Source organism: Lacrimispora algidixylanolytica (assembly GCF_003609635.1).
Classification (GTDB): domain Bacteria; phylum Bacillota; class Clostridia; order Lachnospirales; family Lachnospiraceae; genus Lacrimispora; species Lacrimispora algidixylanolytica.
In genome coordinates this window covers 1-23,858 of record NZ_MCIA01000012.1, presented here as the reverse complement: position 1 = coordinate 23,858, position 23,858 = coordinate 1, and the positions used below count along the sequence as shown (strand labels likewise).

At 42.9% G+C, this 23,858-nt stretch carries 23 protein-coding genes and 1 riboswitch; of the genes, 22 read left to right on the top strand and 1 reads right to left on the bottom strand.

The annotated features are described in order from the left end of the window. Positions 1-14 precede the first annotated feature (14 nt). The 22 genes from BET01_RS08930 (at position 15) to BET01_RS21535 (ending at position 20,868) form a co-directional block, all read left to right on the top strand. On the top strand, positions 15-365 hold the full coding sequence (locus BET01_RS08930; RefSeq protein WP_243117167.1) for a hypothetical protein: 351 nt from the start codon (positions 15-17) through the stop codon (positions 363-365). A 145-nt stretch (positions 366-510) separates the two neighbouring features. After that, a complete protein-coding gene (locus tag BET01_RS08925; protein WP_120196460.1) occupies positions 511-1,413 on the top strand; it encodes a conjugal transfer protein TrbL family protein in 903 nt (300 codons plus the stop codon). Then, entirely contained in the window at positions 1,410-1,571 is a 162-nt protein-coding gene (locus BET01_RS21540; protein ID WP_158585013.1) for a hypothetical protein, read from the top strand. Before BET01_RS08925 ends, BET01_RS21540 begins: the two co-directional genes overlap by 4 nt. Positions 1,572-1,646: 75 nt before the next feature. After that, on the top strand, positions 1,647-1,910 hold the full coding sequence (locus tag BET01_RS08920) for a hypothetical protein (RefSeq protein ID WP_120196459.1): 264 nt from the start codon (positions 1,647-1,649) through the stop codon (positions 1,908-1,910). Next, positions 1,907-2,494, top strand: a complete 588-nt coding sequence (locus tag BET01_RS08915; protein WP_120196458.1) for a hypothetical protein — start codon at positions 1,907-1,909, stop codon at positions 2,492-2,494. The genes BET01_RS08920 and BET01_RS08915 overlap by 4 nt, the downstream gene beginning before the upstream one ends. An 80-nt stretch (positions 2,495-2,574) precedes the next feature. Further along, positions 2,575-3,333 (top strand): Fic family protein, encoded by a 759-nt coding sequence (locus BET01_RS08910; protein WP_120196457.1) that lies wholly within the window; start codon positions 2,575-2,577, stop codon positions 3,331-3,333. Positions 3,334-3,455: 122 nt separating this feature from the next. Continuing rightward, positions 3,456-5,285 carry a VirB4 family type IV secretion system protein gene (locus BET01_RS08905; RefSeq protein WP_120196456.1) on the top strand — a complete coding sequence of 610 codons (1,830 nt, stop codon included), beginning with the start codon at positions 3,456-3,458 and terminating at the stop codon, positions 5,283-5,285. A 37-nt stretch (positions 5,286-5,322) separates the two neighbouring features. After that, entirely contained in the window at positions 5,323-6,372 is a 1,050-nt protein-coding gene (locus tag BET01_RS08900) for an amidoligase family protein (RefSeq protein ID WP_120196455.1), read from the top strand. Between the two features lie 16 nt (positions 6,373-6,388). Next, a complete protein-coding gene (locus BET01_RS08895; protein ID WP_120196454.1) occupies positions 6,389-6,892 on the top strand; it encodes a gamma-glutamylcyclotransferase family protein in 504 nt (167 codons plus the stop codon). A gap of 64 nt (positions 6,893-6,956) precedes the next feature. After that, entirely contained in the window at positions 6,957-8,060 is a 1,104-nt protein-coding gene (locus BET01_RS08890) for a C40 family peptidase (RefSeq protein ID WP_120196453.1), read from the top strand. Positions 8,061-8,108: 48 nt separating this feature from the next. Continuing rightward, entirely contained in the window at positions 8,109-8,468 is a 360-nt protein-coding gene (locus BET01_RS08885) for a DUF6103 family protein (protein WP_120196452.1), read from the top strand. A gap of 36 nt (positions 8,469-8,504) precedes the next feature. Then, positions 8,505-9,383, top strand: a complete 879-nt coding sequence (locus BET01_RS08880) for a ParM/StbA family protein (protein WP_120196451.1) — start codon at positions 8,505-8,507, stop codon at positions 9,381-9,383. A 4-nt stretch (positions 9,384-9,387) separates the two neighbouring features. Beyond that, positions 9,388-9,672, top strand: a complete 285-nt coding sequence (locus tag BET01_RS08875; RefSeq protein WP_243117166.1) for a plasmid segregation centromere-binding protein ParR — start codon at positions 9,388-9,390, stop codon at positions 9,670-9,672. Between the two features lie 117 nt (positions 9,673-9,789). Next, complete coding sequence (locus BET01_RS21715) at positions 9,790-9,963, top strand: DUF6103 family protein (RefSeq protein ID WP_166428723.1); 174 nt, start codon at positions 9,790-9,792, stop codon at positions 9,961-9,963. Between the two features lie 93 nt (positions 9,964-10,056). Next, positions 10,057-10,998, top strand: a complete 942-nt coding sequence (locus tag BET01_RS08870; protein WP_120196449.1) for a DUF5688 family protein — start codon at positions 10,057-10,059, stop codon at positions 10,996-10,998. 350 nt (positions 10,999-11,348) lie between these two features. Beyond that, positions 11,349-11,756 carry a hypothetical protein gene (locus tag BET01_RS08865; protein ID WP_120196448.1) on the top strand — a complete coding sequence of 136 codons (408 nt, stop codon included), beginning with the start codon at positions 11,349-11,351 and terminating at the stop codon, positions 11,754-11,756. A 2-nt stretch (positions 11,757-11,758) separates the two neighbouring features. Then, positions 11,759-14,500, top strand: coding sequence for a MobP3 family relaxase (gene mobP3, locus BET01_RS08860; RefSeq protein WP_120196447.1), 2,742 nt, complete (start codon positions 11,759-11,761; stop codon positions 14,498-14,500). Positions 14,501-14,683: 183 nt separating this feature from the next. Continuing rightward, a complete protein-coding gene (locus BET01_RS08855) occupies positions 14,684-16,117 on the top strand; it encodes a DUF3991 domain-containing protein (RefSeq protein WP_120196446.1) in 1,434 nt (477 codons plus the stop codon). An 87-nt stretch (positions 16,118-16,204) separates the two neighbouring features. Continuing rightward, positions 16,205-18,025, top strand: a complete 1,821-nt coding sequence (locus BET01_RS08850) for a VirD4-like conjugal transfer protein, CD1115 family (RefSeq protein ID WP_120196445.1) — start codon at positions 16,205-16,207, stop codon at positions 18,023-18,025. A 4-nt stretch (positions 18,026-18,029) separates the two neighbouring features. After that, positions 18,030-18,296 carry a helix-turn-helix domain-containing protein gene (locus BET01_RS08845; RefSeq protein WP_120196444.1) on the top strand — a complete coding sequence of 89 codons (267 nt, stop codon included), beginning with the start codon at positions 18,030-18,032 and terminating at the stop codon, positions 18,294-18,296. 659 nt (positions 18,297-18,955) lie between these two features. Next, a riboswitch (cyclic di-GMP riboswitch) is annotated at positions 18,956-19,043 on the top strand. Positions 19,044-19,439: 396 nt separating this feature from the next. Beyond that, a complete protein-coding gene (locus tag BET01_RS08840) occupies positions 19,440-19,889 on the top strand; it encodes a sigma-70 RNA polymerase sigma factor region 4 domain-containing protein (RefSeq protein WP_120196443.1) in 450 nt (149 codons plus the stop codon). An 814-nt stretch (positions 19,890-20,703) separates the two neighbouring features. Beyond that, positions 20,704-20,868: a hypothetical protein gene (locus BET01_RS21535; protein WP_158585012.1), complete on the top strand. Its 165-nt coding sequence runs from the start codon at positions 20,704-20,706 to the stop codon at positions 20,866-20,868. A gap of 994 nt (positions 20,869-21,862) precedes the next feature. Here BET01_RS21535 and dxs read toward each other — a convergent pair. Beyond that, positions 21,863-23,770, bottom strand: a complete 1,908-nt coding sequence (dxs, locus tag BET01_RS08835; protein ID WP_120196442.1) for a 1-deoxy-D-xylulose-5-phosphate synthase — start codon at positions 23,768-23,770, stop codon at positions 21,863-21,865. Positions 23,771-23,858: the final 88 nt, after the last annotated feature.

Below are 23,858 nucleotides of genomic sequence, written 5' to 3'. Positions count from 1 at the left end.
AAAGCGGAGCATCTTTGCTAAACAGGCTGGGCCTATCAACTTTGTTGCCGCGCGATATTGAAATCACTACAAACCGGTATGGAGCAAAACTGCCAGAAGGCTGCCACATCGTGACATGTAAGCCTGCTGTACCAGTAACGGATGAGAACTGGAAACTTCTACAGTTCATCGATTTGGTAAGTGAACTGCCCAATGCCCATATTGATGCAGAAAACCCGAAACAGCTACTGCGCCAGTATGCAAAAAAAAAGCAGCTAGATACCCTTACACTTATTTTTACTGCGCGCAGATTCTATTCCCCTAAAGTTTTAATACTGCTAGTTGATTTGTTTATGGACGTGGAATATGAAGTTACATCAGGATAGAGATGCTTTCGAGGCTTTGATCTTTGAATAACAGTAAATAGCAAGGCTTTCGCATATTTTTGCGGGAGCCTTTTTTCAACCCCATATGTTGTGCGTGGTTGAATTGATAGGGGCCTGAAAGGGCTCTTTTTTTGGAGGTGATGTCATGTTCATATGGGACTTTGTAGCCGATACGGTGCTGGGTCAGATTCTTGATTGGATTTATGGTCAAATTATCGGATTTCTCGGAAATTTCTTTTCTGCCATGGGTGGTATGGGGGCGGAGCTGTTCGAGATGAGTTGGGTTAAGTCAATTGTGCTGTTTTTTGTTTATCTGTCTTGGACGCTCTATGGTACTGGGCTGGTAGTCTCCATGTTTGAATGTGCGATTGAATATCAGTCCGGAAGAGGAAGTATCCGTGATACTGCTCTTAACGCTATAAAGGGCTTTATGGCGGTAGGACTGTTTTCTACGGTTCCGGTGGAGCTTTACAAGCTGTCCATTTCTCTGCAGAGCAGCCTGGCAGCGGGCATAACGGGCTCTGGAAGCGGCGTGAACACTCTTGCAGGCAACATCATAAGCGAGCTTTCCGCAGCAGGTAGCCTTGAAAGTGCGGGCAGCGTTGGCGTATTCGGCGGTCTGGGCATAATCACCAGCCCCATCATGATGCTATTTATCCTGATTATGATGGGCTATGCCGTAATTAATATATTTTTTGCAAATCTTAAGCGCGGAGGAATCTTGCTCATTCAGATTGCTGTGGGGAGTCTGTACATGTTTTCAGTTCCCCGTGGATACATCGACGGCTTTACTGGCTGGTGCAAGCAGATTGTAGGTCTGTGCCTGACTGCTTTCCTGCAGGCCACCATCCTCATTGCCGGTCTGATGGTGATTAAGGATAATGCTCTGCTGGGGTTAGGTCTGATGCTGGCAGCAGGAGAAATTCCCCGGATCGCCGGAGCCTTTGGGCTGGATACCAGTACGAAAGGCAACTTTATGAGTGCCGTATATGCCGGGCAGGCTGCCATGAATATTACAAAGACTATTGTGAAGGCGGTGGCAAAATGATGAGCTTAAAGAGGCCGAACGGCTGGGTATACCAGTTAGGAGAGTATCAGGAGAGAAAATTATGGGCAGAAGGAATTTATGCCGGAGGAAGCGCCTTCCACCGGAATACGATATTGATAAAGCCGTTAACTCTCGGCAGCCTATATGAAGGACTGTAGCGATTCCCTGTGTGGAGCATGTGCTCCGGAGAATCGCCTATTTACTAAATTTAGAAAGGAACAGGAGGAATACGCATGTACATCTATCCCGATAACTTAAAATCAAAGGCCACGCTCTGGCTGTGGCAGCTGCGGGATATTGGCATCATCGGCGTGGGGCTTTTAATATCTGTGTATGCATTGGTGCAGCTGTGGCTTTTGCCCCCTATTGTGATTACCGCCCTTTATGCCTTTTTAACGATACGTTTTGATGATATCAGCATCCTAGACTTTATTAAATATTCCTGCGCCTTCTTTTTAACGAAACAGCAGACCTACGAATGGGGGTATCCAAAATGAGTAAAGAAAAGAAAAGTACAAGACAGGGTCAGGTTACCCGTCAACTGATTGGAACCAGAGAGGTGATGGATTATTGTCTTGAAACCTACAGGAGCGATCGGCTGGTGTATTTTATGATTAAGCCCACGAATATTTCTGTTTTATCAGAAGAAAGTATATCAGCTCGTATATATGCGTTGATGACTGTTCTCAAAGGCTTTGCTGAGTTAGAGTTCCTTTGTCTCAATAGCCGGGAGAGCTACGAGGATAATAAGCGATTTTTGCGAAGCCGTATGGAGCAAGAGGACAAACTGGCTGTGCGGAAGCTGCTGGAGTTGGATCTTCTTCATCTTGACCGAATACAGGTGCAGATGGCAACAGCGCGGGAATTCCTCGTCATCATACGGCTTTGTAACGAAAAGGAAAGTGAGGTTTTCCCTTATTTAAATCGCATAGAGAAAATTTTGCGGGAGCAGGGATTCATTGCACAACGAGCTGGCAAGGAAGATATTAAGCGATTACTGGCAGTCTATTTTGAACAGAATGTTACAACCGAAAAATTTGAGGATTATGACGGTGAGCGTTGGGTGATACTTGGTGATTAATATCTTAGTCTTGCATTGAATAAATAACCAAAACATGGTAAAATATCATATTAGGAATAGAGAAGAAAGGAGTGGATAGCTTGGATTATAAAGTATTACTTCAAAAGAGAGATGACTACGAACAAATTAAAGATTCACTCCCTGAAATAACGGTAAAAAGCTACGCACAGCAATTTGAACTACAATATACGCATAATTCTACAGCGATTGAAGGGAACACACTTACCCTTCTGGAAACTAAGGTGGTATTGGAGGAAGGGCTGTCCGTAGGAGGAAAAAAACTTCGAGAAATTTATGAGGTCATCAATCATAATAAAGCCTATCAGTATGTAAAAGACTGTATTTCAGAAAAGAAGCCTTTGGACGAGCATATTATTAAGGACTTACATGCTAATTTAATGGAAAATATTATGATTGGAGGAATATATCGGAACGTAGATGTTTATATTTCTGGTGCCTCTCATACTCCACCAAGCCCTAACGAGATGTATCGTCAGGTAAAAGCATTTTATATGGATTTGCAGGATACAGCAATAGAAAATGTAATTGAGCTTGCAGCCTGGACACATGCTGAATTTGTGAGAATACATCCGTTTGCTGATGGAAATGGAAGAACCTCTAGATTAATCATGAACTATCAACTGATGGCTCATGGCTTTTTGCCAATATCTATCGCAAAGGAAAACCGTCTGGAATATTTTAATGTTCTGGAAGCTTATGCAGTAGAACGGGATATAAAACCATTTTCCAATATGATTGCATCCCTAGAGGTAGAGCAGCTTGACCGCTATCTTGGAATGGCAATTTCACAGGAACAAACACAGCAACAACAACTTTAACTAGAAAGACCTCCAGTAATAATGGGGGTCTTTCTAGTTAACAATTAAATATTCTTCAACAGCAAGCCGTCACTTTTTAGTGGCGGTTTTTTTTAGTTAGTTCAAACGAAAGGAGCTTGCTTATGTCGAAAAAAAGCAATCCTGAGAGTATATCGCAGAAGGATATTCGAATTCAGGAGTTTCTTGATATGATCGCGCCCACGGTGGTCAAATTTAATACGGAACATTTTATTTGCGGCAACACTTACCGCTGTGTGTGGGCACTTCGTGAATACCCAACTGCCACTGATGAACAGGCTATACTCCGTCATCTTGGTGAAAAGGACGGCGTGACGCTGCACCTCTATACCCGTCATGTTACCCCGGTAGAGGAAAAGAAAATCATCTCAAATGCTGCAAACAAAAATCGTATGCAAAGTACCAGTACGCAGGATTTACAGCAGACGGTCACAGCGGAAAGTAATCTGCAGGACGTTGCCACTATCGTAGCACAGATGCATCGGAGCCGGGAACCACTGCTTCATGTCGCTGTGTATATAGAACTAACTTCCAATGACTATGACCAGCTGAAGCTCTTACAGACGGAGGTTTTAACCGAACTCATACGGAGCAAGCTCAACGTGGACCGCCTGATGCTGCGCCAACAGCAGGGATTCCAGTGTGCCATGCCCTCCGGCTATAACGTGTTCGGAGATCAGTTTGAACGGGTGCTTCCTGCCAGCTCGGTCGCAAACCTGTATCCATTTAATTATTCCGGCAAGACCGATCCCAACGGCTTCTATCTTGGTCGGGATAAATTCGGCAGTAACATACTGGCGGATTTTAACCGCCGTGCTGATGACAAAACCAATGCTAATATCCTCATTCTTGGAAATTCAGGACAAGGCAAAAGCTACCTTCTTAAACTCATTCTGTGTAACCTGAGGGAATCCGGCATGCACATTATTGGACTAGATCCCGAAATGGAGTACGAGGATCTGACCCTCAATCTCGGTGGCTGCTTCATTGACCTCATGTCTGGCGAATTCATTATCAATGTATTGGAGCCAAAAAGCTGGGATGAAACCGGCGACCCAAAAGATACAGAGGCACCCCAGGCATTCCGGCAGAGCAGCAAGCTCAGTCAGCACATCAGCTTTTTAAAGGATTTTTTTCGTACCTATAAGGACTTTACTGACAGAGAAATTGACACAATTGAAATCATGCTGGGGAGGCTTTATGAGAAATGGGGTATCACCGATCGAAGCAATTTTGACCGTTTAAAGCATACGGATTACCCCCTCCTTTCTGATTTGTACGACTTCATCGAAACGGAATACAAGAACTTCGATGAAAGTCACCGTCAGCTTTATACAGCAGATTCTCTGCGGGAAATTTGTCTTGGACTCCATTCCATGTGCAAAGGAGCGGAGTCTAAGTTTTTCAACGGCCATACCAACATCACCAGCAATGATTTTATAACCTTTGGTGTTAAGGGTGTGCTGAATGCCAGTAAAAATCTGCGAAACGCCTTACTGTTCAACGTGTTGTCCTATATGAGCAATGAGCTTTTAACCACTGGGAACACCGCTGCCAGCATTGATGAACTGTATCTGTTTCTGACGAACCTGCCAGCAATTGAATATATCCGCAACTTCATGAAACGTGTGCGTAAAAAGGAAAGCGCCGTCATTCTTGCCTCGCAGAATTTGGAGGATTTTAATGTAGAGCATATCCGAGAGCTGACCAAACCACTGTTTTCCATCCCGACTCACCAGTTTCTTTTTAATGCAGGCTCCATTGATGCAAAATTCTACATGGATACCCTTCAGCTGGAGAGATCTGAATTTGAGCTTATCCGTTATCCCCAGCAGGGTGTGTGCCTCTATAAATGCGGAAATGAGCGCTATAACCTGATGGTTCATGCACCGGAGCATAAGGCAAAGTTGTTCGGAAATGCAGGCGGTCGCTGATGACCGTCCGGAATAAACGGCGAAGGGAGTATGACTCATGGACATGAAGGAGCAGCGGTTTGGCATTGAAATTGAGATGACCGGCGTGACTCGTGAACAGGCAGCAAAGGTTGCCACCGAATATTTTGGAACTGCCAGCCATTACGACGGCACTTGTTATGATACCTATTCTGCGTTGGATTCTCAGGGGCGTAAATGGAAGTTTATGAGTGATTCCAGTATTACTGCACAGAAAAAATCCGGACGTCAAATCGTTTCCGCGCCAAGTGAATACAGAACCGAGATGGTTAGCCCTATCTGTCGCTGGGAGGACATTGAAACGGTACAGGAGCTAATCCGCAAGCTTCGGGAGGTTGGTGCAATTACCAACAGCTCCTGCGGCATTCATGTGCATATAGACGCATCATCTTTTGACGCTAACACGCTGCGGAATATCACCAATATTATGGCAGCCAAGGAGGATATGATCTATAAGGCTCTGCAGGTGACTGTTGACAGACAGCACCGATGGTGTAAGCCGGTAGAAAGCCGCTTTCTGGAGGAACTAAACGCTAGAAGACCCAAAACGCTGGATCAGGTCAGCAGCATCTGGTATAACGGCACGGATGGCAGCCATGAGCATTACCATGACAGCCGCTACCACTGTTTAAATCTGCACAGTGTATTCCAGAAGGGTACGGTGGAGTTCCGTTTATTCAACAGCACTACCCATGCCGGCAAGATCAAAGCGTACATTCAGCTATGTATGGCGATTTCGGCACAGGCCCTTAATCAGCGCTGTGCCAGCCGAACCAAGACACAAACCACCAACGAAAAATATACATTCCGTACTTGGCTTCTGCGCCTTGGTCTTATTGGAGATGAATTCAAAACCGCAAGGCTGCATCTGTTGGAACATCTGGATGGCTGTATTGCCTGGCGTGACCCGGCACAGGCCCAGCAGCAGAAAGAACGATTACGGCAGAAAAAAGAACGGCATTTAGAGGAGGAGCAGGGTGTTTCGGCGCGACCGGAACCAGTAACAGAATACGAAATAGATCAGGCCGGGGAAGACGAGCAAAGCCCCGGTCTTACTATGTCCATGTAGAAGGAGGAATTCCTAAATGAAAAAAGATACCTTTTATATTGCCTATGGCAGTAATTTGAACCTTACTCAAATGGCTTATCGGTGCCCTACTGCCGAGGTAATAGGCACTAGTGAAATGAAAGATTATGAGATGCTGTTCCGGGGGAGTCGCAGTAGTGCTGTTGCAACTGTGGAACCTTCTATCGGTGCAAGGGTTCCGGTTCTCTTGTGGAAAATTCGACCCCAGGACGAGCTTGCTCTTGATCGGTATGAAGGATATCCAAATTTTTACCGAAAGGAGCTGTTTCCTGTAGAGTTGGGCGGCAGATCAGTAAAAGCCATGGTGTATATCATGAATGATGGGCGTCCGTTTGGGGCCCCTTCGGATTATTATCTTAATACCATTCTGGAAGGTTATCATTCGGCTGGTTTTGATACGGACTTTCTGGAACAGGCAGTGGAAAAATCGATTCAGTTAGCACAGGATCAGGAACAGTATGAGCCGCAGCAGGGGAATCTGTTCGGACAGAAGTGGTGGTGAAAAATAAGTTTTACTGCCTTTTGGGGATAATCCGTGTGTATTTTTACGAAAAGGAGGTGCGACCATGGCTGGTCCAGTAACGATTACCCTAGTGGCAAAGGCAGCAATTATGGCAGTTGCAGATAAACGAACCTGGAAGGCGGTGGGTGTTCTTATTGCCGCGATTTTAACACCTTTTATCCTCATTATTGTCATGATTTCCAGTCTTTTGTCCGGAACTGCGAACCATAACAACGCCGCTGTTCAGCTATCCTTTCATGACGGAGTTATTTCAGGTCATGTACCGGAGGATTATCGAGAATATATTGAGGACATGCGTAAAAGTTTTTCGGAGCTGGAGGTGATTATTGCTGAAATAACATTGATGATTGAGGATGGAAGCATTGACTCTGTACAGGTTAAGGCTATTTTTTATTCTCTGTATTTCGGCGCTGAATCTTTGCGAGGGATTGATTATCAGTTATTTACCGACTGCTTCGTTCGCTATGAGGAACGCACTCGTACATGGTCGGATGAGGACGGAGTGGAGCATGAGGAGACCTACACCGCAGCGGTGCCACTTACTTCCCTTCCAGTAATTTGTAAAAATTTAGAAAGTACACTCGGACGCAAGATTTCTTACGAAAATCAGGAAAATGCCTCAGAAATTTATTACCGGGCCTTGTATGGAACCAGCGCAGCAGGCGAAGGAGACCGATTTGATCAGTGGTCGGATTGGCTGCCGGAACAGTTTGTCAATCCCACCTATGATCTGACTGCCGGAGAAACTGGTTCCCAGGCTCTTCAGCTTGCGCTGTCCCGTCTGGGAGATCCCTACTCACAGGAGCTTCGCGGTCAGGCAGGTTATACCGACTGCAGTTATCTCGTACAGTGGATATACCGTCAGCTGAGGGTTAATCTTCCTGGAACCGCCGCCGAGCAGGGAAAATATTGTGTCAACAATGGTCTGACCGTTTCGAAAGCCGATCTTGCTCCAGGTGATCTTGTGTTTTGGAGCCACAAAGTAAACGGACGTTATCTCAATATTACTCATGTGGGCATCTATGCCGGCAACAGCAAGGTAGTGGACGCCTCATCTTCCAGAGGTCGGGTTGTGTATAGGGACCTGTTTGATGCAGACAAACAGGTGCTGTATGCAAGACCTTATGCGAAAAATACGGCACAGTGAAGACCATGATTGCTGGAAATAGAAATAAAAATTAAAGGAGGAAAAGCAATGAGCATGTCAGAACTAAAGGTATCTTTTCCGTCGGAAAAACTGGAAGCACTCCGTTTTTTCATGGACAAAAAGGAGCTTACCATTGAACAGGAGCTGAAGGATTATCTGGACAAAACCTATGAAAAAGCAGTTCCTGCGCAAGTGCGGGAATATGTGGAGAGCCACATGGAGCAGATGCCTGCGCCGCAGGAAGGCCAGGATACATCCCCTGCAAGAGAACGACCAGAACGACCTGTCCGTCAGAATCGCCGCCAGAGGGAGCAGGCAGCTGCAGAGACACAGACAGAACACGTGCCATCCGAAACACCATCAGAGGACTCTCAGGGGGAAACGCCGGGTATGACAATGGGGATGTAACTGTAACCGTAGAAAAAGAAAAAGGAGGTTCCTGCCATGATAAAGCTTGGAATAGACAATGGAAACTACAATACAAAATCCTCAGAAGGGATGCTTTATGCTTCCGGTTTTACTGTAAGTGACCGGGAGTTTTTAACACCGGAGCTCCAGCTGTTCTATGAAGGCAGCTATTACGCCATCGGAGAGCGACGTCTGCGTTTTCAGCAGGATAAGACAATGGAGCAGGACACTTTTATTCTCACCCTGCCAGCTATTGCCGAAGCTATGAAACGTGTTGGTGTAACTGATACAGATATTATGCTGGGTGTTGGGCTTCCCATCGACAGCTACGGTACACAAAAAGATGCGTTTCGGCGGTATTTTCTACAAAATGTGTCCTTTGAGTTCGAAGGTACAGCATACCGATGTCGTATTTCTGACTGTAAAGTGTTCGCCCAGGGACATGCGGCACTGTGCCGGTATTATCCTCGTTTGCAGGAATACAGAAGCATTACCCTCGTTGACATCGGCGGTTATACGGTGGATGTTCTCACAGTCCATAATTTCAAGCTGGAGCGTGCAAGCTGTGTTAGTCTGCGTTTGGGAACGATCATCCTCTACAGCCGCATTGAGGACGCTCTGCAGAAAAGTGGCATACTGCTTTCGGATGCTTTAATCACTGACGCAATCCGAGGGAAAATTCAACACACTGATCGTAAGAAAATTGAAGAAACAGTGGAGTATGAAGTGTCTGCCTACTGCAAGGAACTGCTGAACGCTCTACGGGAACGAGGCTTGGATTTAAGGCTTCCTACTGTGTTTGCAGGCGGCGGAGCGGAGCTGCTGGAATCCCGGCTGCGAGGAAATGAGATTAATATTGCTGCGATGCTGAACCGGTTTGCCAATGCGGACGGGTACAAGCTCCTGCTGGGATAAGACTATGCGAAAACGATACTATCTGTCTTTTGATATGGACGATCCCAGACACCAGGAAGCCGAGCGGCTTTTCACGCAGCAGGCCAGCCGTCACCGAACAGAATTTGTGGTGTCCAGTATTCTATCCGCTAAACAAAACAGTCATATTGAACAAATTGTGCGGCATGCTGTTCGAGAGGAAATAAATCAGCTCTCATTGAGAGTTCCTCCCCCACAAGAAGAGCAGGATGTGGCAGCACAGCTGGAGGAGCTTCCCGGCAGTCTGATAAATGCATTTGAGGATTTATAGCATCCTGATGTTTAAACCAGAAAAAAGGTTGCACCAACTTGGCTCAAATTCATAGTCAGTTGCTTAAGATGTTTATGATGAATGCACCAACTTGGCTTACTTAAATGGAGGTTAATTATGAAAATAACTCTAATCCAAATATACTACGAACTAGAGAAATTGGAAGCTCTGCGGCAGTATCGAAATAACGCGGAAATAAATGAAGATATGGAGGCTTTGCTTAAGGCTCTCTATGAAAAGAATGTTCCAGCAGAGGTTCGGGAACGTATTGAATCAGCAGGCAATATATAGGAATTTACGCTTTAATCCCTATAATATTGAAATTGGTCAGAACCGTTAAAGCTGTGAAAAGTAAAAACCACAAAGAACAGGAGGATTTGCACAATGGAATATAAAGAATTTATGGAAGAAGTAGAACGGCATATCAAGAAATATCTGCCTGAGGAATGGAAAAATGAAGAGGTATCGGTTCGTCAGCAGCTAAAAAATAATGGCATTCAGTTATATGGAATGAGTATACGGATACCTGGAAGTGATCTTACTCCGCAGATATACTTAGATAATGCCTATCAATCTTACAACATGGGTGTCAGTATGGAAGAAATCCTAAAAAAGCTTGCGGAACAATATCTGAAGTCAGTGGAAACAGCGCCGAAGCTTGGCATACATAATTTTGACTATGAAAATTTGAAAGACAACCTGTTTATGTGTGCGATAAATGCTGATAAGAATCGGGAACTGCTGTCCGCTGTCCCTCATCAGGTAGTAGAGGATCTGGCTGTTGTATACCGCTATTTAATTGAAGAGGATGCAGGCATTTTCGGTTCGGTCCTAGTTAATAATGATCATTTAAAGTGCTGGAATATTGATTCAGAGATGCTGCATGAACAGGCTGAAAAGAGTATGAAACAGCTTATGCCATATGAGTTCCATAGCATGGACTATGTAATTGCGAATATGATGGGATCTCCAATAGAGGAGAGTCAGGCCAGCATGGAAAACAGCTTTATGTTTGTATTGAGTAACAGCAAAAAGAGTCAGGGAGCATCTTATATGTTCTGTCCGTATGTATTGGAAGCAGCTTCAAAGGAACTTGGCGGAAACTATCTGATTCTTCCCTCATCCATCCATGAGTTAGTTTTAATTCGTGAAGATAAGGAAAGAGAAATTGAGGATTTAAAGGATATTGTATGTGATGTTAATCAAAGCCAGGTTGATGAGGAAGAACGTCTTTCTAATGAGGTTTATCGGTATGATGCGGAAACAGGACGTATCTCAATGGCATCTGATGGAGAAATGAAGCAGGGGATGCATCTGGAGATGTAATGGTAAAAGATAATATTTTACCCACTCAGTAAAGCATGTAACAACATGGAGGAAAGAGTCCCCCCCGGTTGCCGCCTGTATGCCCCTGTGCCGCCTTTATCTATCAGGAGCGGAGTATTGCGCCATAAGACAGTAAAAGCCCCTGTTGCCGCCGTAAACACCAAAATCCTGGCAGTAGTCAGAACTGCCAAAACTGGGGTGAACCATGGGGGCGAAAATGATGCAGGTTAAAGGCAGGTGGTCGCTTTGCGCCCGCCTGCCCAAAACATCGCCCCGCAATGCGGGTCGTGGACGTTCAAAAGGGTGCACCTGTCAGGAGGTTCCCGTATATTTAGCAAAGGAGGTCAACCATGAGCGAAGAAATAAAAACCAGAATCCCGCTCTGGCTCTATCCTAATACCATCAAAGGGATAGATGCGATTTTAATAAAAGATAACTGTAAGAGCCGAAGTGAATTCATAGAAAAAGCAATCCGATTTTACAGTGGATATATTGCCGCAGAGGATGGAATGAAGTATCTTCCCACCGCCATTACCTCTGCTATGTCGGGGATTGTAAATACCTCGGAGAACCGCATGTCAAGGTTGATGTTCAAGCTGGCAGTAGAAATGAGCATGATGATGAACATTCTTGCCGTCAATGCAGATTACGATGAAAATACTTTACGTAAGCTCAGGGGTAAATGTGTGGAGGACGTGAAGCGTTCGGTTGGTTCTGTGACATTTGAAGATGTAGCTAAATTCCAAAAGCGTGATTGACCATGCCCAGGATTATTTTTAAATGCCGTTATATAAAAAGCGCAGCAGCTCATGCAGAAAATCTGGTAACCTACATTGCCACGCGGGATGGTGTAGAAAAACTTCCAGAGCGGATGCGAAACCGTCCTGCCACAGAAAAGCAGAAGTTTCTGGTGTCGGATATTCTTAATCGATTTCCGGATTCCACAGGGCTGTTTGAGTATGAGGACTATTTGGCGAATCCTACTATGGAAAACGCCTCTGAATTTATCTCGGCTGCATTGGATCAAAACCTATTCCAGCTGGCGCATCAGGAAGTGTATGTTAACTATATTGCCACACGCCCCCACGCTGAACGGTTAGATACCCATGGTCTGTTCTCTGATGAGGATATCCCGTTGTCGCTATCACAGACAGCGCAGGAGGTTGCAGCTCACCCCGGCAACATCTGGACACCTATTATTTCTCTGCGACGGGAGGATGCGGCCCGGCTTGGTTACGACAATGCCGCTGCGTGGATTGCCCTCTTACGCCAACAAAGAAATATTTTTGCGGAACAGATGAAAATCGCATCGTCGAACCTGCGCTGGTACGCTGCTTATCACGATGAGGGACACCACCCTCACTGCCATATGATCGTGTACTCGGTCGATCCACGTGAGGGTTTTGTGACTAAGTCAGCAATTGAAACTATGCGGAGCAGTCTGGCAAGGGAAATCTTTCAGCAGGATCTACTCCAGATTTATACGGAGCAGACCGAGCAAAGAAAAACGCTGACAGTACAGAGCCGGGAAACCCTAGGGGAGCTTCTAAAGCAGATGCAGACAGGGGACTGTGATAATCCGGTGCTGGAAAATATGTTGACTCAGCTTGCGGAACGGCTTCGGCGAACCACCGGCAAAAAGCAATATGGCTATCTAAAAGCACCAGTCAAGAAACTGGTAAACCAGATTGTTGACGAGCTGGCGAAGGATGGACGTGTGTCGGCAGCCTATGCCCAATGGCAGAAGCTGCGGAACGAGGTGCTTCGTACTTACAAGGATGACCTTCCCGCGCCGCTGCCGCTTTCCCAGCAGAAGGAATTCAAGCAGATAAAAAATATGGTAATTTCGGAGGCGGTCAGGTTGTGCAATCAGGAGGTCGTTTTTGAAGGAGATGAACAGGCCGAACCGCTTCCAGAGGAAGAAAGCATTATAGAGGAAGCAGCTATCATGAATCATATAGAATCAATTGAAAAAGCCGATTCTGTTTTTCTTGATTTAGACGAAGAAGGGGAAATAAAAGCGTTGGAGCTTGAATCCGGGGCTGGACATCGCTCTGAATCATCATCCACTGAACTCTCTAATAACATATCTCCGACATCTGACTTGGGTACAGTGCCAAGAAAGCCACACATTGCATGGAACAGCCGCTATAAACAGGCCCTTACCTATCTTTATGGTACGGATATCGCAGAGCCGGACTTTGAACAGGCTCTGCCCTTATTTTTGCTAGAAGCAGAGGACGGAAATGCCCTTGCCATGCATGATTTGGGACGGATGTTTACTGACGGGCTAGGTGTGGAAATGAATACAGATACTGCTTTTGTCTGGTACTCCAAGGCGCTTGCTGCTTTTCTGGCGATAGAAGCCAAAAACGAACATCGGTATGTAGAGTACCGCATTGGCAAGCTGTATGCAGCAGGGCTTGGAACGGAACAGGACTATGAGGAAGCGGCAAACTGGTTTAAGGAAGCAGCCACCAAGAACCATAAATACGCTCAATATTCTTTGGGAGTTCTCTATTATGGGGGAAGGGGCGTAGAACATAATTTAAATACCGCGTTTCAACTGTACCAAAGTTCTGCTAAACAGGGAATGCCCTATGCAGACTATGAGATGGCAAAGATGTATCGGGACGGAATTGGAACAGCGCGGAATACTGAGAAAGCGGAGCTGCACTTTGAGGCATCTTTCCATGGTTTTCAGCAAATGGAACGACAAAGCCGTGATGATAAGCTTCAGTACCGCCTTGGTCAGATGCTCTACACCGGAACCGGAACGCAAAAGGACATGGACGAGGCAATCTACTATTTGGAAAAATCCGCTCGGCTGGGGAATGTCAATGCACAATATATGCTGGGAAAAATTTATCTGGATGTGCACTGCGGTAAATCTAACGTAGAGAAAGCTCTTCGATGGCTGACAAAAGCGTCTGACAACGGCAATGCTCTTGCACAGTATGCTCTTGGAAAGCTCTATCGGGACGGAAATTATATGGAAAAGAACATACAAAGGGCAGTAGATTTATTTACCCTCTCTGCAGAGCAGGATAACTCTTATGCAGCGTATGCCTTGGGAAATCTGTATCTGCAGGAAGAAAGCGTTCCAAAAGATATGGCTGCCGCCATAAAATGGCTGACAAAATCTGCTGAACAGGAAAATCAATACGCCCAATACCAGCTTGGTAAAATGTATCTGCTGGGACAGGAGGTTCCCCGCGACAGGGAAGCTGCTGTGCGATGGCTCACTCTCTCAGCAGAACAAGGTAATATTTATGCGCAGTTTTTCCTGGACCACTTGGACTCCCTCCGTAATCCCTCCATGTTTTTGGCAACAACAAGGTTACTGCATCATATCAGTCAGATTTTTCAGGAGGAAGTTAAAAGACTCTCTGGTAGTCCGGGTATTCAAACGGAAGGTAAGCTGCGCAGAAAGCTGAGACAAAAAAAGATTGCCCAGGGGCACGCTCCGAATGATCATGAACAAAAGCTCACTATTTACTAAAATAAAGGAGGTATGGTATTCCATGGGAAAGCAGTCACAGAGACAGAAAAAGAAATTGCCGCCTGTGCAAACCGTTCAATTATGTCAAAGGTCGTCCGTGCATAAGCGGGCGGCCTTTTTCTGCACTCGGCATGGGCATATGCGCTGTGGAAAACGTAAACGTTGATAAGGGAGGTGTTTCAGATGGCATATGTATATTTTACCGATGAACAAAAACATCAGGCTAATACAGTGGATCTGGTGGACTTCCTCCAGCGCCAGGGAGAACAGCTGGTTCGTTCAGGACGGGAATGGCGCTGGAAACGATATGACAGTGTAACCGTCCGGGGCAACGAATGGTTCCGCCATTCCCGCAAAGAAGGCGGATGTGCCATTGATTTTGTACAGCAGTTCTATGATATGAGCTTTCCGGAGGCGGTATGTTTCCTACTGGGCGGGGAATCCGGCGTGGAGTGGAACCAAACAGAGAAAAGCGCCCCGCCTCCACGCAAGGCTTTTGCGCTGCCGGAGGAAAACTACGACATGCGACGGGTGTTTGCATATCTCATCAAGCAGCGGTTTATAGACCGGGAGATAATATCATTTTTTGCCCATGAAAAGCTCATTTATGAGGACAGCCAGTATCATAATGCTGTGTTCGTAGGTATGGACGAAAACAGTATACCCCGTCATGCTCATAAGCTCGGCACCTATACAAAAGGAGATTCTTATAAGGGCAATGTAGAAGGAAGTGATCCAAAATTTAGTTTTCACTGGAGCGGAAATAGTGACCGAATCTATGTTTTTGAAGCACCGGTAGATATGCTGTCTTTTATCACCCTGTATCCAAGGGACTGGCAGGAACACAGCTATGTTGCTCTAGATGGAGTTACAGAACATGCACTGCTCCAACAGCTCCGACAGAACACGGAGCTTAGAAAAGTATTCCTTTGCCTGGATCATGACGCAGCAGGAATCGAAGCAAATACACGATTGAAGGATATTCTTTCCGAATATAATTATATAGATGTAACCGTAATTCAGTCCATCAACAAGGACTGGAATGAGGATCTAAAAGCAAAAAACGGGATGCCCCCAATTCCCTCTGAGGAACACCCAAAGATCACACTTTTTCCGCAGGTATGTGCGAAATTGCTTGTATTATGCGAGAAAATCAGTGTTAGCCGGAATATCAGGTATCTGTTAAAAGATACTTATCAAGCTTTGGAACCAATGGTAAGTACCGGAAAGATTATACCGGAAAATGAAGAATCTGTTAGAGAATGTATAGAATATATGGCGGCGTGTTCCCTGCTGTTAACAAAGGAACTGTGCCGTCAGATGGAACATCCGGTGAATACGGATAAACTTATGAAGAAACTTCAAACGAATTACAGCGTTCATAAAGACAGGGGAGGGCTTCGTTCCAGGCTGGAGGATATTCGGGGCGATATGACTGAGATTAACCAAATGATTGATAGTTCTGGTATCCGCACGGAGACTGACCAGAAACAGCTTGGTGGAGTATACTTACGTTTGGCATTAAACTGTATCAGAACTGAAATGTTCATAGAACTAGAGTTTCAAGCGTTACAACAAAAACAGGAGAAAGAGGCGAATATGAGATTAAGCATGTGATTAGGAATCACCTAAAACACAGAAACCGTCAAGAAGTTGAAAACTTTCCTTGGCGGTTTTCTTTTACAATGAAACGGAGGGCAACCGATGCAGATGTCACAAATAGTAACCTTGATTGTCGTAGGCACGACAATGTTTAGTATACTTGCTTCATTATCACTGCTTGCCCGTTATTACAGCCTAAATGGTATAAAATCTAAAACTGTAGGTGATGGTCAACATGGTACGGCCCGCTGGGCAACAAAAAAGGAAATTCAGACGGTCTATACCCCAATTCGATATGAGCCGGAAAAATGGCGTCAGGGAAACAACTTACCCAAAGCACAGGGGTTGATTGTAGGCTGGAGAAAAGCATCACTCTTTGATAAGTCAACCCATCACGGATATGCGCTGGTAGATGACGATGATATCCACTGTCTGATGATTGGTGCGACAGGCGTCGGAAAAACAGCCAACTTTCTCTATCCAAATCTGGAATATGCCTGTGCTTCCGGCATGAGCTTTATCACTACAGACACGAAGGGGGACCTTTATCGAAACTATGCAGGGATTGCCAAGGATTATTACGGCTATCATGTGTCGGTCATTGACCTGCGAAATCCTACCCGTTCGGATGGCAATAACCTGCTCCATCTGGTCAACCGCTATATGGATTTGTACCTTGCTCACCCGGAAAGCATAACGTACAAGGCAAGAGCAGAGAAGTACGCTAAGATTACAGCCAAGACCATTATCAATTCTGGAGGCTTTGACAGTGCAGCAGCAGGGCAAAATGCCTTCTTCTATGATGCAGCAGAAGGGCTTCTGACCTCGGTCATTCTGCTGATCGCCGAATTCTGTGAGCCAAGGGAGCGGCATATCGTATCCGTGTTTAAGCTTATTCAGGATTTGCTGGCGCCCAGCGGTGTCAAAGGCCGGACGTTGTTTCAGCTTCTGATGGCGCATTTGCCTGACGATCATAAAACTAAGTGGTTTGCAGGCGCGGCACTCAACTCTGCAGAGCAGGCCATGCAGAGCGTTCTATCCACAGCACTGTCACGGCTCAATGCCTTTTTAGATTCAGAACTGGAACAGATTTTATGCTTTGACACAGCTATAGATGCTGAACGGTTTTGCACCCAGAAAAGTGCCATTTTCCTCGTCATGCCGGAAGAAGATTCCACTAAGTATTTTATAATCAGTCTAATTGTTCAGCAGCTTTATCGGGAAATTCTTTCTGTAGCCGATGAGTATGGCGGTAAGCTGCCAAACCGCGTCATGATGTTTTTAGATGAAATTGGAACCATTCCCAAGATTGAGTCGGCAGAGATGATGTTCTCGGCCAGCCGCTCCCGACGGGTATCTATCGTTGCCATAATCCAGAGCTTTGCGCAGCTGGAGAAAAACTATGGCAAGGAAGGTGCCGCTATTATAACCGATAATTGCCAGGATACAGTGTTCGGCGGTTTTGCTCCTAACAGTGAATCGGCACAGATTTTGTCAAAGGCCCTCGGCAGTCAGACTGTTATGAGCGGTTCTGTCAGCAGGGGAAAGAATGACCCTAGTCAGTCCTTACAGATGATTGAGCGTCCATTGATGACACCGGATGAGCTGAAATCCATGCCAAAGGGAAGGTTCATTGTAACCAAGACCGGAGCCTATCCCATGCGTACCCGCCTTAAGCTGTTCTTAGAATGGGGTATTACCTTCGGCAAGCCATATGAAATTGCGGAGCAATCCGCAAGAAAGGTGAAGTATGCCGACCGCCGTAAAGTGGAGGAAGAAATAAACCGTCGAAATGCCGCTTTTGAACCAGAGCCGGAAGAAAGAGAAGATAGGGTATCAGCTTCGGGAGGAATAGTACAAACGCCGATTCCTGCTATCAATTTAGAACCCATGGAGCAAAAACAACATTCAGACAGGAGGTGAAAATATGGCCTATTTTACATCTGTGTATCAATCCGAGTTGCCTCACCGGGCAAAATCCGTATTCATATATCTCCATGACAGGGCTGATAAGAGCCGCAAATGCTATCCAGCAATTGGTACCATTGCCAGAGAACTGAATCTTTCCAGAAGCACCGTAAAGAGGGCATTGTCAGATTTGGAGAAAAGCGGCTACCTTCGAAAGGAGCAGCGCTGGCGGGAGAACGGCGGTAAGAGCAGTAATCTCTATTTTTTGAACAGTAACCCGCAATAATAGGATATTAATAACGATTTCCCCCTAGACTAAAAAATGGAACAGCTGAAAATGATGTAAAAGGAACTTGCAAGAATATAAAAAGCAGTTTTTTATATGATATAATCGCTATATTCTAATGAGTACTTTAGTTAAATACCAATTAATTAAAAAGGCAAGTACACAATAGGCTTAAAATACATCATTCCGCCAAGAGAAAACTCTGCTTTTTTTATGGACTGTGCCAGGGTTCTTGATGCGCCGTGAAAGAGAACTCCCCACTCTAAGAAAAGATATTTACAGAAAAAGAACAATTGGATTGTATAGATATATTATTAATATAACAGATATATCAGGAATATATTTATCCTTATTTATTAGTTGAATTTCTTTTAAAATATTCTCCAATACGATATATTTGGTACGTTTTGTAAATTAAACGATAAAACTAATTGCTGTCATCTATTGTTTCCACAGGGTATACATGTTATAATTTATACAGTTACAGAAATTAATAAAAGTATTCCTTTGCTATAAATGGATTCCTCAAAGGATACCTGTGATTGTAACAAATACATTGTAATTAAGACAGGTTTTACAGAGTTCAATACGTATTATACCCTGATCCATTTAGAACAGAAGTAGTCGTAATAATAAAAAAAAGTTTTATTAAAAATAAAATATGTTAAAGGCAAACCTGTTGAAAAACGGGGGCGCAAAGCCGAGGGTCTAAGGTGTTTCTTGCACTATGATAGCCTAGCCGTGAGAAAAATTTATAAGGCGCTTGTCCTCATTTGAGGGCAGGTTTTGTCTTTTATAACGTCTTTTATACAAGTAGGTACCAGTTTTTGCATATTGCCTAGATAAGAGGTTATCTGTATGCTTCATTCCAACATCTGTTTATTGAGGTGGAGATAAAGACAGCCCAGTACATACACTTCAACCACCAATAATTAAATATATTAATAAATCAGTACTGCATCTAACCTGGTGTAGTGCTGATTTTTTTGCTTCGACAATAAAATAGTTCTGGCGACCTAATATTACAAAAGAGGGTAGCACGAAAGTCGCTTTTGATAGAACTTTGTATATACCCCGCTGCAGATCACCACCGCTTATTCTTCATTCTTTGATTTTAAAATCACGAAATGGAGGATAAGCCCTATGGCAAAAAGAATCAGAAGAATTAATTATAGAGAGAAGTATCCGGAAGCAAGTGATGCTGTTATTGAGGTATTGGAAAAAAGCGATCGCAAAATGGGGTACCAGCAGTATGACTTAAAGGTGGAGCATTATCACATTGACCGTGTTAGCTGTGCAATTAACCTCATTCCAAGCCGTGAGGATTCCTTTGAACGGCTAAAGGACTTAAATCATCAGTTTGCAGCGGAGGAAATAAGCGTTGAAGATGTCGCAGTCCAAGCAGTGCTAATTGAAAAACTGTTTTCTTGCCTAAAACTACTTACTCCACAGGAGCAAGAATTAATAGACGAGTTGTTTTTCAAAGGTAAAAGCGAGCGTCAGATATCTAGAGAAACAGATATTGCACAGAGAACCATACATGACCGGAAAGTAAGAATCATCTGCAAGCTAAAGAAACTGATGGAAAATTAAAAATTGTTCCGCTCACCCCCCTCTCTGAACGTGGAAGTAAGTGAGGGGGTTTTTCTATTCCTTCTTTTGTTCCTTGAAAACTTCATATCCGGCAGCATTAATACATGATCTGTCCAGCCGTGTAAAAGCGGCAGCGACATTGACGGGCGCGCCAGAACTGCCTGCGGATGGGTGAGAGACATTCGTCGAACCGATGGCATCGAAGGTGATGAGCGAGAACGCCTGGTCATAAAACAGTTTATGGTGGACTGTTTCGCAATGAAATGGACAGTGCTAACGCTACTTCCGTCCAGCCACAGACATCGCAATGGGGGCGGCTCGCAGAGATCCTGAGAGAGGTGAAATTCCTATGAGGCCCGTTTAACCGATAGCCGTTGCTGTTGCCGCCCTATAGAAGAATCAATTGATTCTTTGCGTTTTGGGATGTTGTGTCGAATAAAAGCGCAGAAATGAAGAATAAGTAGAAATATTCATTTTAGAGATCATGTGGCAGGACAAGATTGTCCTGCCGCATTCTTGTGAGATGAATTTAAATAGACATTGTATTGGAAATCTTAGAATTAATAAAAATACATTTAAATGAGAGAAGAAATAGAAAGCAAAATATGTCCTGATTTTTATTAACAGGCTACCGGAAAACTTTGCAGTTCTTATTAATGGTTGGTCAGTCATGGATTCTTCTGGATTTTAAGTAGTTGGAGTAGCATAATCTGTCTAAAAATAAGTAATCATATCTATACGATTGTATCTAAGAAATTAGATTCCGACAGAGTTTATGGCGGATCACACGGTTTAGCAGGTAGGAGGCATTGCTATGAACGAAATAAATAATGATTTAAAAAAGAATTCTTTGAAGCTCACAATAAATGACAAATTGGTAACTTTAACATTCACACCAGAACCTAATATAGAAGTGGCAGAATTAATTAAAAAAAGTTTATTTAATTCCTTTTTAATGAAAGGCTATGTTAAGAAGTAGTGTTTTTTTTAGTTTTCCTTAACTCACATATGCCGAGTTATGAATTAGATAAAAAATATTTATTATTATTGATAATATAATATCTTGATTTTTGAACGTATTCTAAACGTTCATCTAACTTTGAGTTGAAGACTCCAACATACTGCTGACGGGAGGTGCCTTATAATTCTTGATTAGTAAATTTAGGAGTTGTTTTACCAGGGATATTGGTAGCTTATTACTCTGAAACATGACGAAGGACTATATATAGTAAAGTTTGATTAGTTCTGCCTGTAAAATAAATCACTGATCCGATAATCACAAAGGAGCTTGCAATAGATTGACAACAATAAGATCTACCTGAAACCAGAGTAGCTATTGGCGGCAGAATGTCTGCTTTTAAGTCGGCTATATATGTACTCAACAGATTTTATAAACAAGAGCTACAATGTAGTCTATGACATGAGTGTAGAAGAAATATAGTCCTTTTTTGAAGAAACTGACAAATATATCCTAGGTCTTAATAATGATAGGGTTGACCGTCTGGCATAGGATTAAAAGATTTTTTTAGTGTAATTTTTTGCTGTGGTCTTTGGGTGTCAGAAGTCAGAAAACTTGAGATAACTCCAAAAATGATTGTAGTAAAAAAATCAAAATTATAAAAATATCAGAAGTGATATGCCCATCTTTTACAGTTCAAGATCAGAACGTAGAGTAAATCACTTCAACTATCTTAATCTCATTGTAAGGATCCGCATTTAGCATTAAGTAAGTTTATATGGTGTTACGAAAATGCCTTGCCTACTATCAAATTTCGATATTGTTTTTTTGTACTCACACAAGCTTTGAAACGACCTCGAAGTATATTTCTCCTTGTGAATACATACTGATTCAGAACCTTAAGAAGTCTAGGTTTTTGTTTGCACTCCTCTCTGTGCCATCATGCCCAAACTTTCATAAACAGGTATATAACTAGAAGTTGATATTATGATATGAAGCAACTAGATTACTTTATTCAAAGAAGATCAGATTTTGAGATTTTTTCTCCTTCTAAAGATACTTTATGGCTAAATTTTATAATATTATGAATAATTCCATCAACATCAAGTTCGTATAATTTATATAATATATCTACATTACCTTGTTCTATAAAACTATCATTAAATCCCAATGTTAATATTTTAGTGTTTTTATCAAGCGAGTTGATGTATTCTAAAACCATTGCTCCAAAGCCACCATGGAGAATATTATCTTCAAGAGTTATAATATCATACTCTTTATTAACAAAATAATTAATTAATTCTTCATCAATTGGTTTTATGAAACACGCATTTACTATTGAAATGTTTATACCTATATCTAATAATTTATTTCTAACTTGAATAGCACGTTGAACCATTTTTCCAGTCGCAAATATAACTATGTTTCCTTCATTTGATAATATTTGCCATTTGCCTTTTTTTATAGTAATAATTGGTGGTAATTCAATAGAAGCGTCATCACTGCCTTTAGGATATCTGATTGCTATTGGCTCATTTTGAAAAAAACTCCATCTTAACATATTTTTTAGCTCTAATATATTTTTAGGATTAATAATAATTAAATTAGGAATATGCGACAAAAACGATACGTCAAATATTCCTTGATGGGTCTTGCCATCTTCGCCAACTAAACCAGCTCTATCAATTGCAAATATAACAGGTAATTTTTGTAAACAAACATCATGAAGAATCTGGTCATAAGCTCTTTGAATAAAAGTAGAGTATACTGCGAAAATAGGCTTAAGACCATTGCTTGCCATGCCGGCAGCCATCGTTACAGCATGTTGTTCAGCTATACCAACATCAAAAAAACGATCTTTGAATTCCAGAGAGAATTTATTAAGACCAGTTCCATATTTCATAGCAGCAGTTATTGCTACGAGTCTTTTATCTGCTTTTGCTAAGGAAATTGCTTCTTCTCCAAAAGCTTCAGAATAAGTTGTTGCGGTAATAGAATTCATTTCTCCGGTTTTACAATCAAAAGGTCCAATCGCATGAAATTTCTCCGGATTTTTTTCGGCGAATTCAACGCCTTTTCCTTTGGTGGTAATAACATGAATTAGAACTGATTCTTCACTATCTCGTGCCATCTTGAAAACTTTACTCATTTCTTTAATGTCATGACCGTTGATTGGTCCCATATACTTAATTCCCATATCTTCAAATAGCATGTTGGGTATCATGATTTCTTTAATGCCACTTTTGAGCTTTTTTAAAGCTTTCGCCAAAGTCTTACCAAGAGTAAATTTTTTTAATGTAGTTTTTATTCCCCCCTTAATTTTTATATATTTTGGGGCAAGCCTTATTTTATATAAATATGAAGAAATTCCGCCAACATTTTCACTTATTGACATTTGATTGTCGTTTAATATAATAATAACCTTTGCCGTACCTCCCCCTATATCATTTAGAGCCTCAAAGGCCATTCCTCCAGTAAGGGCACCATCACCAATTACGGCTATAACATCATACACTTCTCCATTTAAGTTTCTAGCTCTTGCTATTCCTAGCGCAGCTGATAGAGAAGTTGAACTGTGGCCGGTTTCAAATATGTCAAAATTGCTCTCTTCTCTTTTAGGAAATCCGCTTAGCCCTTGATATTGCCGTAGAGTATCAAAATCTGACGCTCTCCCAGTTAATATTTTATGAACATAGGTTTGATGGCCTACATCCCATATGAGTTTGTCCTTTCTAAAATCAAAAATATTATAAAGACTTATTGTTAATTCAACTATGCCAAGATTCGATGCAAGATGTCCACCTGTTTTAAAAATTTTCATAACTATAAATTCTCTAATTTCCTGACAAAATAGATTGAGTTGATCAATACTCATTTCTTTTATTTCTTCTATATCATTATATTTATCTAAAATTTTGCTCATTGACCCATCCTTCTTTGTATTTTGCAATGATGAAGCTTTACACGGATTATTTACTATATATTTGATGTGATATATATTTTACATTGTT

Excerpts from the sequence above, each read along its gene's own strand:
- BET01_RS08925 (WP_120196460.1), top strand. The coding sequence starts at position 511 with ATGTTCATATGGGACTTTGTAGCCGATACGGTGCTGGGTCAGATTCTT.
- BET01_RS21540 (WP_158585013.1), top strand. The coding sequence starts at position 1,410 with ATGATGAGCTTAAAGAGGCCGAACGGCTGGGTATACCAGTTAGGAGAG.
- BET01_RS08920 (WP_120196459.1), top strand. The coding sequence starts at position 1,647 with ATGTACATCTATCCCGATAACTTAAAATCAAAGGCCACGCTCTGGCTG.
- BET01_RS08915 (WP_120196458.1), top strand. The coding sequence starts at position 1,907 with ATGAGTAAAGAAAAGAAAAGTACAAGACAGGGTCAGGTTACCCGTCAA.
- BET01_RS08905 (WP_120196456.1), top strand. The coding sequence starts at position 3,456 with ATGTCGAAAAAAAGCAATCCTGAGAGTATATCGCAGAAGGATATTCGA.
- BET01_RS08900 (WP_120196455.1), top strand. The coding sequence starts at position 5,323 with ATGGACATGAAGGAGCAGCGGTTTGGCATTGAAATTGAGATGACCGGC.
- BET01_RS08895 (WP_120196454.1), top strand. The coding sequence starts at position 6,389 with ATGAAAAAAGATACCTTTTATATTGCCTATGGCAGTAATTTGAACCTT.
- BET01_RS08890 (WP_120196453.1), top strand. The coding sequence starts at position 6,957 with ATGGCTGGTCCAGTAACGATTACCCTAGTGGCAAAGGCAGCAATTATG.
- BET01_RS08885 (WP_120196452.1), top strand. The coding sequence starts at position 8,109 with ATGAGCATGTCAGAACTAAAGGTATCTTTTCCGTCGGAAAAACTGGAA.
- BET01_RS08880 (WP_120196451.1), top strand. The coding sequence starts at position 8,505 with ATGATAAAGCTTGGAATAGACAATGGAAACTACAATACAAAATCCTCA.
- BET01_RS08875 (WP_243117166.1), top strand. The coding sequence starts at position 9,388 with ATGCGAAAACGATACTATCTGTCTTTTGATATGGACGATCCCAGACAC.
- BET01_RS21715 (WP_166428723.1), top strand. The coding sequence starts at position 9,790 with ATGAAAATAACTCTAATCCAAATATACTACGAACTAGAGAAATTGGAA.
- BET01_RS08870 (WP_120196449.1), top strand. The coding sequence starts at position 10,057 with ATGGAATATAAAGAATTTATGGAAGAAGTAGAACGGCATATCAAGAAA.
- BET01_RS08865 (WP_120196448.1), top strand. The coding sequence starts at position 11,349 with ATGAGCGAAGAAATAAAAACCAGAATCCCGCTCTGGCTCTATCCTAAT.
- mobP3 (WP_120196447.1), top strand. The coding sequence starts at position 11,759 with ATGCCCAGGATTATTTTTAAATGCCGTTATATAAAAAGCGCAGCAGCT.
- BET01_RS08855 (WP_120196446.1), top strand. The coding sequence starts at position 14,684 with ATGGCATATGTATATTTTACCGATGAACAAAAACATCAGGCTAATACA.
- BET01_RS08850 (WP_120196445.1), top strand. The coding sequence starts at position 16,205 with ATGCAGATGTCACAAATAGTAACCTTGATTGTCGTAGGCACGACAATG.
- BET01_RS08845 (WP_120196444.1), top strand. The coding sequence starts at position 18,030 with ATGGCCTATTTTACATCTGTGTATCAATCCGAGTTGCCTCACCGGGCA.
- BET01_RS08840 (WP_120196443.1), top strand. The coding sequence starts at position 19,440 with ATGGCAAAAAGAATCAGAAGAATTAATTATAGAGAGAAGTATCCGGAA.
- BET01_RS21535 (WP_158585012.1), top strand. The coding sequence starts at position 20,704 with ATGAACGAAATAAATAATGATTTAAAAAAGAATTCTTTGAAGCTCACA.
- dxs (WP_120196442.1), bottom strand. The coding sequence starts at position 23,770 with ATGAGCAAAATTTTAGATAAATATAATGATATAGAAGAAATAAAAGAA.